9 protein-coding genes are annotated in these 10,578 nt (G+C 68.7%); 4 read left to right on the top strand and 5 right to left on the bottom strand.

The window, feature by feature from the left end:
• Together putA and ACSAMQ_RS18270 are read left to right on the top strand one after the other, a co-directional pair.
• Positions 1–3,106, top strand: a 3,106-nt coding sequence (gene putA / locus ACSAMQ_RS18275) for a bifunctional proline dehydrogenase/L-glutamate gamma-semialdehyde dehydrogenase PutA (RefSeq protein WP_435397026.1), incomplete at its 5' end; no start/stop codon positions are given.
• 380 nt (positions 3,107–3,486) lie between these two features.
• A complete protein-coding gene (locus ACSAMQ_RS18270) occupies positions 3,487–3,948 on the top strand; it encodes a DUF3574 domain-containing protein (RefSeq protein ID WP_435397025.1) in 462 nt (153 codons plus the stop codon).
• A 164-nt stretch (positions 3,949–4,112) separates the two neighbouring features.
• Here ACSAMQ_RS18270 and ACSAMQ_RS18265 read toward each other — a convergent pair whose 3' ends face one another.
• From ACSAMQ_RS18265 to ACSAMQ_RS18255, 3 genes are all read right to left on the bottom strand, one after another.
• Positions 4,113–4,367, bottom strand: a complete 255-nt coding sequence (locus ACSAMQ_RS18265; protein ID WP_435397024.1) for a DUF2164 domain-containing protein — start codon at positions 4,365–4,367, stop codon at positions 4,113–4,115.
• Between the two features lie 125 nt (positions 4,368–4,492).
• Positions 4,493–5,209: an MOSC domain-containing protein gene (locus tag ACSAMQ_RS18260; protein ID WP_435397023.1), complete on the bottom strand. Its 717-nt coding sequence runs from the start codon at positions 5,207–5,209 to the stop codon at positions 4,493–4,495.
• Between the two features lie 240 nt (positions 5,210–5,449).
• Complete coding sequence (locus ACSAMQ_RS18255) at positions 5,450–6,829, bottom strand: OmpP1/FadL family transporter (RefSeq protein WP_435397022.1); 1,380 nt, start codon at positions 6,827–6,829, stop codon at positions 5,450–5,452.
• 267 nt (positions 6,830–7,096) lie between these two features.
• Here ACSAMQ_RS18255 and ACSAMQ_RS18250 point away from each other — a divergent pair, with 267 nt between their 5' ends.
• Positions 7,097–7,792 carry a rhomboid family intramembrane serine protease gene (locus ACSAMQ_RS18250; RefSeq protein WP_435397021.1) on the top strand — a complete coding sequence of 232 codons (696 nt, stop codon included), beginning with the start codon at positions 7,097–7,099 and terminating at the stop codon, positions 7,790–7,792.
• A gap of 160 nt (positions 7,793–7,952) precedes the next feature.
• A complete protein-coding gene (locus ACSAMQ_RS18245) occupies positions 7,953–8,270 on the top strand; it encodes a DUF1820 family protein (protein WP_031371311.1) in 318 nt (105 codons plus the stop codon).
• 145 nt (positions 8,271–8,415) lie between these two features.
• Here ACSAMQ_RS18245 and ACSAMQ_RS18240 read toward each other — a convergent pair whose 3' ends face one another.
• Both ACSAMQ_RS18240 and ACSAMQ_RS18235 read right to left on the bottom strand, forming a co-directional pair.
• Positions 8,416–9,759 carry a S41 family peptidase gene (locus ACSAMQ_RS18240; protein ID WP_435397020.1) on the bottom strand — a complete coding sequence of 448 codons (1,344 nt, stop codon included), beginning with the start codon at positions 9,757–9,759 and terminating at the stop codon, positions 8,416–8,418.
• Between the two features lie 371 nt (positions 9,760–10,130).
• Positions 10,131–10,578 (bottom strand): murein hydrolase activator EnvC family protein (locus ACSAMQ_RS18235; protein ID WP_435397019.1); only part of this gene is annotated, 448 nt, incomplete at its 5' end.

Raw genomic sequence — 10,578 nt, 5'->3', positions numbered from 1 at the left:
CGAGGCCGAGCACGTCCGCCATCTGCTCGAACTGGCGCGACTGCCGGCCGCCGACCGCGACGCCGCCCAGGCCACCGCCGCCGAGCTGGTCCAGCGGGTGCGCGCCCGCGCCCAGGACCAGGGCGCGATCGAAGCCTTCATGCGCCAGTACGACCTCGGCAGCGAGGAAGGCGTGCTGCTGATGTGCGTGGCCGAAGCGCTGCTGCGCATTCCGGACCAGGAAACCGCCGACAAGCTGATCCGCGACAAGCTCGGCGAAGCCGACTGGAAGCGCCATCTGGGCCAGTCCGATTCGGTGCTGGTCAACGCCTCGACCTGGGGCCTGATGCTGACCGGCAAGCTGGTCGACCTCAACGACGACACCAAGCGCGACGTCCACAACGCCTTCAAGCGCCTGGTCGGCCGGGTCGGCGAGCCGGTGATCCGCCTGGCGGTGCGCCAGGCGATGCGGATCATGGGCCACCAGTTCGTCATGGGCCGGACCATCGGCGAGGCGCTGTCGCGCTCGAAGAAGGGCGACAACGCCCACTACCGCTACTCCTTCGACATGCTCGGCGAAGGCGCGCTGACCACCAAGGACGCCCTGCGCTACCTGCAGGCCTACCGCGACGCCATCCATGCGATCGGCAAGAGCGCGCAGTCGGGCGCCAAGTCCGCCGACCCGGACGCCGTGTTCGGCGCGCCGTCGATCTCGGTCAAGCTGTCGGCGCTGCATCCGCGCTACGAGCACGCCAAGCGCGCGCGGGTGTTCGCCGAACTGACCCCGCGGGTGCTCGAACTGGCGCAACTGGCGCGCAGTTACGGCATCGGCTTCACCATCGACGCCGAGGAAGCCGACCGCCTGGAGATGTCGCTCGACGTCATCGCCGCGGCCTACGCCGACCCCTCGCTCGACGGCTGGGAAGGCTACGGCCTGGCGATCCAGGCCTACCAGAAGCGCGCGCCGGAGGCGATCGACTTCATCGCCGAGCTGGCCCGCAAGACGGGCCGCCGCATTCCGGTGCGACTGGTCAAGGGCGCCTACTGGGACAGCGAGGTCAAGCGCGCCCAGGTCGACGGGCAGCCCGGCTACCCGGTGTTCACGCGCAAGCCGAATACCGACGTGTCCTACCTGGCCAACGCACGCCGCATGCTCGAAGCCGGCGACGCGATCTACCCGATGTTCGCCACCCACAACGCCCAGACCATCGCGACGATCCACCAGCGCGCCAAGGCGATGGGCCGCGAGCGCCATTTCGAGTTCCAGAAGCTGCACGGCATGGGCGACGACCTCTACGCCGAGGTCATTCCCGCGCACCGGCTCGACGTGCCCTGCCGGGTCTACGCGCCGGTCGGTTCGCACGAAGACCTGCTGCCCTACCTGGTGCGCCGCCTGCTCGAGAACGGCGCCAACTCCAGCTTCGTCAACCGCATCACCGACGAGAGCATCGCGATCGACGAGTTGATCCAGGACCCGGTCGAGACCGTTTCCGCGTTCGCCAGCATCCCTCACCCGCGCATTCCGCTTCCGGCCGATCTTTATCGCAGTTTCGGCAACGACAGGACCAATTCCATGGGCGTCAATCTCGCCAACGACCAGCAATTGCAGACCCTCGCCGCCGAAGTCAACGCCGCCGTCGGCGACTGGCGCGCCGCGCCTCTGGTGCCGGGCGCGACCGTGACCGGTCCGAACATCGCCGTGACCAACCCGGCCGACCGCCGCGAGACCGTCGGCCAGTGGCAGGCCGCCGACAGCGCCGCCGTCGAGCGCGCATTGAACAACGCGGTCGCCGCGCAGGAAGCCTGGAACGCGACCCCGGCCGCCAGCCGCGCCGCGATCCTCGAACACGCCGCCGACCTGCTCGAGCAGCGCATGCCGCAATACATCGCGCTGTGCACCAAGGAAGCCGGCAAGACCATCCCCGACGGCATCGCCGAAGTGCGCGAAGCGGTCGACTTCCTGCGCTACTACGGCCAGCAGGCGCGCAAGCTGTTCGCGCCGGAAGCGCTGCCGGGCCCGACCGGCGAGTCCAACACCCTGCACCTGTCCGGGCGCGGCGTGTTCGTTTGCATCAGCCCGTGGAACTTCCCGCTGGCGATCTTCGCCGGGCAGATTTCCGCCGCGCTCGCCGCCGGCAACAGCGTCATTGCCAAGCCGGCCGAGCAGACCAACCTGATCGGTTACTACGCGGTCAAGCTGCTGCACGAAGCCGGCGTGCCGGAAGCGGTGCTGCAGTTCCTGCCCGGCGACGGCGCCACCGTCGGCGCGGCGCTGACCCGCGACCCGCGCGTCGCCGGCGTCGCCTTCACCGGTTCGACCGACACCGCGCGCGCCATCAACCGCGCGCTGGCCGCGCGCGACGCCGCCATCGGCGTGCTGATCGCCGAGACCGGCGGCCAGAACGCGCTGATCGCCGACTCGTCCTCGCTGCCGGAGCAACTGGTCAAGGACGCGATCGGTTCGGCCTTCACCTCGGCCGGCCAGCGCTGCTCGGCCGCGCGCGTGCTGTTCGTGCAGGAAGACATCGCCGACAAGGTCACCGCCATGCTCGCCGGCGCGATGGCCGAGCTGAAGGTCGGCAACCCCGGCCTGCTCTCGACCGACGTCGGCCCGGTGATCGACGAGGACGCGCTGAAGATGCTCGTCGAGCACGCCGCGCGCATGGACCGGGAAGCGGTCAAGATCGCCGAAGTTCCGGTCGACGCCGACAGCGCCCACGGCAGCTTCTTCGCCCCGCGCGCCTACACCCTGAAGTCGCTCGACCAACTGCACAAGGAAGTGTTCGGCCCGGTGCTGCACGTGATCCGCTGGAAGGCCGACCAGCTCGACGCGGTGATCGATGCGATCAACGCGACCGGCTACGGCCTGACCCTCGGCATCCACTCGCGCATCGACGAGACCATCGAGCGCATCAGCGCGCGGGTCAAGGTCGGCAACTGCTACGTCAACCGCAACCAGATCGGCGCGGTCGTCGGCGTGCAGCCCTTCGGAGGCCAGAACCTGTCCGGCACCGGGCCGAAGGCCGGCGGCCCGCACTACCTGCCGCGCTTCACCACCGAGAAGACCATCACCGTCAACACCACCGCGGCCGGCGGCAACGCCTCGCTGCTGACCTTGGGCGATTGATTGCGATGGGTTGATCCTCGGCCGCGCCGAGGCGTGGTCCATTGAGCCGGACAACCGACACGGCGCGGCCTCAGGGGCGCGCCGTGTCCGTTTGGAGAGCTCGTCTTCCACCGTAGGAGCGGCGTAAGCCGCGACAGCCGATGCGGCGATCGGGGCGCAGCGGTCGCAGCGCGGCCATTCGGTCTGATTCGAGATCGAGTCCGCTTGGCCGGGCTTCGGACGTTACGCTGACATACGACTCTTCGGTTGGTCGCGGCTTGCGCCGCTCCTACCCAGAGCCGTCGCCGCTCTGCGACATCCATCGCATAACCGCATGCCCTTGCCGGCGCCGCGGCCGACGCCGCGTGCAAGATGGGCGCATCCGCCAGGGAGAAACGCCGATGTCCTGCAGACCTTTGTTGTCGGCCGCCTTGTTGTGCGCCCTGACCGCCTGCGCTTCGATCGCTCCCCTGCCGGTCAAACCGGATGACCCCAGCGCCTGCGGCGAACGCCGGCTCGACCGGGTGCTGTTCGGCATGAACAGTCCGTCCGGCCCGGTCGGCGACAGCCAATGGCAGGCTTTCCTCGCCGAGGTGGTGACGCCGCGCTTTCCCGATGGCTTGACCATCTACCAAGCGCAAGGCCAATGGCGCGGCGCCAGCGGCGAGATCGAGCGCGAAGACTCGCGCGCGATCGACCTTATCCACGCCGACACCGCGACCGGCCGCCAGCGCGTGGTCGAGATCGCCGACGAATACAAACGTCGCTTCCAGCAGGAAGCGGTGCTGGTGATCAGCCTGCCGGCGCGAGCCTGCTTCGCTCGCGACGAATTCGGCGCACCGCCCGCATCGCGGGCGAGCTGAGTCGCGGGCCCGGCCGGCACTGCAGGAGCGTGGCGGTGCATCGCACAGGAGGGCGCGCTCTCGCCGGGCCAGGATCGGCTGGGCTCGTCTGCCCCGCGCTCACCTCGCCGCCAGAGCTCACGCTGCCGAAACCGCACGCCTACCCATCGCGCTCACGCATCGCCTCAACGCTTGAAGTCGGTCGGCTGTTCGAGCTGATAGAAGGCGTCGCCGATGTCCTCGAGCTTGGCCGACAACAAGGCATGGGCATCGAGCACGCCGCGGTTGTAGAAATAGGCGCCGATCTCGTCGGCGATGAAATCGAGCATGAACTTGGCATCGAAACGGCCGATCGACTGCTTCAGCTCTTCGCTGAAGTAACGCTGCAGCTTGGCGACGATCAGCGCCTTTTCTTCGTTGGAAAACTTGATCTCGCTCATGCCTTGCGGTTCCTGGTGCTCGAGGGAGGGATACGGCGCCGTGTCGCGCCGGCGGTCGAAGTAAAGCCCGGACGAGTCGCAAAGGTTGCGCCGCACCCGGTCCGGGTTCACCGCGCCGAAGCCGCTTACGGCACCGCCGGCCCGTCGATGCGCGAGCTCCAGTCCTCCACCGTGCCGCGCGCGAGCCGCGCATCGACCAGCTTGCGCCAGGACGGCACCAGCGGCAGCGCCAGCGCGGCCTGCAATTCCTCGCGATCCAGGGTGCGCGTGTACAGCATCGTGGCGATGCGTTGCAGGCTCCATTGCGCCCACGGCCGTTCCACCAGGTCCAACACGTCGCCGGCCTCGACTTCGCCGGCTTCGAGCACGCGGTAATACCAGCCGGTACGGCCGCTGGCCTGTACCCGTCGCGCCATGTCGGCGACCGCGAAACGGTCGTTGAGCTTCCAGCACGGCTGGCGCGCCTGGCTGACTTCCAACAATGCCTTGCCGCAACGAAAACGGTCGCCGAGGCAGACCGCGGCTTCGGTCAGTCCTGCGCTGCTGAGGTTTTCGCCGAACGCCCCGGGGCGTTCGAGCAGCGCGTGCGGACCGAGTTCCTCGCGCCAGGCGCGGTAGTGATCGAAGGGGTAATGATGTACGGCCTTGTCGGGGCCGCCATGGACCCGACGGTCGCCCTGCTCGTCGCCTTCGAGCCCCATCTCCCCGATACGCACCGGCCCCGCGAGCGCGGTCTTGGCGATGGCGCTCATGCTGCCGGGCCGCGTATAGGGCTGCGCGCGCCCGCACAACAGCGTAGCGACGACGATGCGGCAGGAATCGGAAGAGACGTCGGCGCTCAAGGAGTCGTCCTGTGCCGCGGCCTGCGGCGGGCTGGAGGCGCGGCGAAGGCCGCAAACCGCCGCATGGCTCTGTGCCGGCGGCATGTGCAGGGATTTTCGCATAGGCGTCCGACGCGGGCATGGCGGACTCGACCGCTCGCCGAACCGGAGGCAAAAATCGCGGCCGAACATCGCCGGCGAATGCCTCAAAAAAAAAGCCCCGCCGAAGCGGGGCTTTCGTTTATTGCGATGCCGCGTCGATCAGAACTTGTACTGAGCGGCCAGGCCGAACAGGTCGGCGTGGCCCTTATACGAACCCTGCAGGGTCGAACCGCTGCTGGAGACCGTGTTGATGGTCGGGCTGTCGATGGTGATGCGGGTATAGGCCGCATCGACGCTCAGGTGCTCGCTGGCGGCCCAGGTCAGGCCGATCGAGTACAGGTTGCGATCGTTGTCGGGCAGGCGCGGGGTACGCGCATGATCGTTGGTCGGGGTTTCGTCGATCGCGATGCCGCCACGCAGGGTGAAGGTATCGCTGAGGTCGTACTCGGCGCCGAGCGCGTACATCATCGTGTCTTCCCAACCGAAGGCTTCGCTGGTGACCGGCGTGCCGTTGGAACGGACGATGTCGACCGACTGCAGCGAATGCCAATCGGTGGCCTGGATGTCGGCCATCATGCGGAACTGGTCGGTGAACTCGTACTGCAGGCTCAGCGTGTCGACGCTCGGCGTGGTCAGCTTGGCGCCGCCCGGACCGCTGTTGTACTGGGTGATGCCGCGCGCGGCGAACAGCGCGGAGACATTGCCCGGCTTGGTGAAGTCGATGGTGCCTTCCAGCTCGTGATCGATTTCCGAACGGTGCGAGTAGCCGATCGAGAACTTGTCGGTCGGGCGGAAGTGGAAGCCCAGCAGCCAGCCGATGCCGTAGTCGTCGCCCTTGACCTTGGCGAAACCGTCGTTCTTCTGCGGACCGAACGGCGCGGCGACCGGGTTCGGGGTCACGCAGGCGGCGACGCTGACGCGGCAGATCGCCGAGCCGAAGTCGACGGCGTTGGTCAGGGTGGCTTCGGCGCGTTCGTAGATCAGGCCGGCGCCGACCGAGAAGCGGTCGGTCAGGGCGACCGCGGCCGAGAAGGTCAGGTCGATGGTCTTCACTTCGGACTCGACGGCGTTGTAGCGGCCGACCCAGTCCTTGTCGTATTCGGTCTTCAGGCCGAACGGCGCGCTGAGGCTGGCGCCGAGGGTCAGCTTCTCGAACGAACCGGTCAGCGGCACCACCAGCGACAGCGCCGGAACCGGCGTCGCGTCGCCCGGGTCGCCGCCGTTGCCGCCGGTGAGCGGACGCGCCAGCGGGCTGCCGGCTGCGGCCGAACCGCCGCCGGTGAACTTGGCGGTCAGGTCGATGATGGTGATGTCGCTGCGGATCGTGGTGGAGTCCACGTTGACCATCGCCGCGGGGTTGTTCGACACCACGGCGGCGTCGTTCTTGGCCACGCCGCTGCCGGCGAAGCTGCGGCCCTGGTTGCGGATGCTGTTTTCGCGGATCTGGAAGCCGGTCGCACCGGCCGAACCGACACTGATGACGCCGGCGATGCCGAGCGCGAGTGCGGTCAGGCGGGAGATGCGTTGTGAGGGTTGCATGCGTGTAGTCTCCGTTGGAGTATTTTTTTCGTCTAACACGGCCGTATGCACGGTGCCGCGGGTTAGGCCCGGTTCCGCCGGAAACCCCTCCCGACGTACGACGCCGTATGCACTATAGCGCGGCTATTAACCGAACGCTAACAATACGCCCAAGACCGCAAACCCGTACCGTACCGATGTCGCAAAGCCACGCCCCACGGACGTTTCCGCCTTCCGGCCCCCCCCCGGAAGCCGGTCTCGCCGTGCCTGGCGGGCGGGGCTGAGGCCGTGTTCGTCGCCATTCCCTCGCGCGAGCGGACCCGGCTGCGCTGGGCCACCCCCTTGCTGTTCGCCCTGCTCTGGCTGTGCTTCATCGTCTCGGCGGTGGTGCTGCCGGACCCGGAGCAACGCCGGCTCATGCTCGAATGGGGAGCGCTGTCGGGCGGCTTGGCGAGCCCGCTGGCCTGGCTGGAGGCGATCCGAGACGGCAGCGCGCTGCGCCTGTTCAGCGCGCTGTTCCTGCACGCCGACTGGGCCCATCTGCTCGGCAACCTGGTGTTCCTGCTGATCTTCGGGCTGCCGGCCGAGCGCGCCATGGGCCCTTGGCGGCTGTTGGCGCTGTTCCTGTTCGGCGGCGCGGTGGCCAACCTGGCCGCGGTGATCGCGATCGGCACCCCGGACCGGCTGATCATCGGCGCGAGCGGTGCGGTCTCGGCTCTTATCGGCGCCTACCTGGCCCTGTTCCCGAACGCCAAGCTCGGGGTGGTGGTACCGCTGGGCCTGTTCCTGCAGTTCGTCAAAGTCCCGGCGCCGTTGCTGATCGGGGTCTGGGCACTGCTCCAGGTGGTCTTCACCTTCATCGGCCCGGCCTTCGGCGCGGTGGCCTGGTCGGCGCACCTGGCCGGCTTCGCCTTCGGCGGCGCGTTCGCCCTGATCGCGCGCGCCGGCATCGCCCGGCGGTTGCGGCGCAAGCGGGGCTACTGATCAAGAGCCGGGACTCGGGACTCGAACGCGTGGCCTGTGGTCAGCGATCCGGCTTGAGAACAGCAACAGCGACCCAATAATTTCGGGTTAGCCCTGAATCTAACCACCCGAGTCCCGAGTCCCGAGTCCCGAGTCCCGAGTCCCGAGTCCCCGAACCGCCATGGCCACCCTCTACAAAGTCACCTTCCTCAACGCCGGCAAGATCTACGAGCTGTACGCGCGCAAGATCGCTTCGGGCAATCTGTGGGGATTCACCGAAGTCAGCGAGTTGGTCTTCGACCTGCACGAGGGCCTGGTGGTCGACCCGACCGAGGAGCGGCTGCGCGACGAGTTCGGCAGCACCCGCGTGCTGCATCTGCCGATGCAGAGCATCGTGCGGATCGAGGAAGTCGAGCGCAAAGGCCAGTCGGCGATCCGCGACGCCACCACCGGCGAGAAAGTGGTGACGCCGTTCCCGCTGCCGGCCAAGCCGCGCTGAGCGCGGGCCGGCGAAGGTCCGCGGCGGTTCGAGCGCCGCAACGAAAGAACCCGGCCAGCGGCCGGGTTCTTCGTTTGTGCCGCGCCCTCCTGGCGCCGCGGTCGGCGACGCCGGCTTGACGAGGCCCGCTTGAACGAGGCCTGCGTCAGCGACGCGTGCTGTCGCCGGCCGCGGTCACCGCCGGCTTCTTGAGTTCGGCCAGGGCCGAGGCGATCGGCGCATCGCCTTCGAGCACTTCGCCGGCGTTGGTGCCGGGCGCGTCCTCTTCGTCGCCGTGCAGATGGCCGGGCAAGGTCGCCTCGCTGTAATAGCTCGGGCGCTTGTCGTCTTCGCTCTTGGCCGCGCGCAGCAGCACGTCGGGGATGATGCCCAGCGCCTGGATCGATTTGCCGCTCGGCGTGTAGTAGCGCGCGGTGGTCAGCTTGACCGAATCGCCGTTGTCGAGCGGCAGCACGGTCTGTACCGAGCCTTTGCCGAAAGTGCGGCTGCCGACCACGCGCGCGCGGCCGTTGTCGCGCAAGGCGCCCGCCAGCACTTCCGAGGCGCTGGCCGAACCGGCATCGACCAGGACCACCACCGGCGCGCCGTCGAGACGGTCGCCGGGGGTCGCGCCGAATTCGGCGTCGCTGATCGCGATGCGGCCGCGGGTGCTGACGATCTTGCCCTTCTCGAGCAGATCGTCGGCGATCTGCACCGCCGAGGTCAGCAGCCCGCCCGGGTTGCTGCGCAGGTCGATCACCAGGCCGCGCAGCTTGCCGCCGGCCTGGGTCTTGAGCTTCTCGAGCTGGCTCTCGAAATCGGCCGCGGTGTCGGCCTGGAACGCGCTGACCCGCACGTAGCCGTAGCCCGGTTCGAGCATCCGGCCCTTGACGCTGGCGACGCGGATGGTCTCGCGCGCGACGGTCACGTCGAAGGGTTTGTCGCGGCCTTCGCGCACGATCGTCAGCACCACCTTGCTGCCGGCCGGGCCGCGCAGGGGACCGGAGCTGTCGCCCTCGTCGACCTTGAACGGCTTGCCGTCGATCGCGGTGATCAGGTCGCCGGCCTTGATCCCGGCGCGCGCCGCCGGCGTGTCGTCGATCGGCGAGATCACCCGCAGGCTGCCGTCGGGCTGGCGCTGCAGTTCCACGCCGATGCCGTCGTAGGCGCCGCGCGACTGCTCGTCGAAATCCTCGGCCGCGACCTTGTCGAGATAGACGCTGTGCGGGTCGAGATCGAACAGCAGGCCGCGGATCGCCGAGTGCATCAGCTTGGCGTCGTCGACCGGTTCGACATAGGCCTGCTTGACCGCGTTGTAGACCGCGACGTAACGCCGGATCTCCTCGATCGGCACTTTCGAATCGCTGGCGTCCTCGCCCTTCTTGCCCTTCGCGGCGGCGGGTTTGTCCGCAGGCTTGCGGGCGGGTTTGTCGGCGGGCTGGTCCGGACCGGAATTTTCCGGCGCTTTCGGGGCCGGCGCGTCTTTGGCCGGCGCTTGGGTCGGCGGCACCGCCTGATCCTTTGCCGGTACTGCGTCCGGAGCCGGCGATGCGGCCGGCGCTTGCCCGGTGGGCGCTTGCGGCGCTGGCGCGCTCGACGGGGGAGTTTCCGGAGCCGGTTTTTCCGGGGTCTGTTTTGCCGGTTCCTGCGGTGCAGGCGCAGGCGCCTGCTGCACCGGCGGCTGCGCCGGCGCCTGTTGCGACAAGGCCGGAGCGGCGCCGAACGCGAGTGCGAGCGGCAGCAGACTACGCAAGGGATGACGCAGGGACATGCACGAAGCTCCGAGACGGGTACCGGTTGGACCGCCGCGGGCGGCCCGGGTTCGACCGGCTATCTGCGCACGTTAATCGGCGCGTTTGCAAGCTTTCGTTAAACGCGCGATCAGCGTCGCAGCCAGGTGTTCGGATTGACCGGCTGCCCTCCGCGGCGCAGCTCGAAATACAGGGCCGGGCGGCCATGGCCGCCGGAGCTGCCGACCGTGGCCACGGCCTCGCCTTTCCTGACCGTGGCGCCGGCGTCCTTGAGCAGGGCGTCGTTGTTGGCGTACAGGCTCATGTAGCCGTTGCCGTGGTCGATGATCAGCAGCAGGCCGTAGCCGGTCATCCATTCCGAATAGACCACGGTGCCGTCGCTGACCGCCTTGACCGTGCTGCCGGCGGCGGCGCCGATCAACAGGCCTTCGCTGCTGCGGCCGTCGGGCATGGTGCCGCCGAATCCGGCCAGCAGGGCGCCCGACACCGGCCAGCCCAGGCCACCGACCTGCGGCGGCGGCGCACTGGCGACCGCGACGGCCGGTTTGCGCGGCGCGGTCGTGCGCGTTGGTTTGCCC

This window comes from Lysobacter sp. 1R34A, assembly GCF_051217035.1.
Classification (GTDB): domain Bacteria; phylum Pseudomonadota; class Gammaproteobacteria; order Xanthomonadales; family Xanthomonadaceae; genus Lysobacter.
The sequence above is the reverse complement of the archived record's forward strand: the minus strand, read 5'-3'. Positions and strand labels throughout refer to the sequence as shown.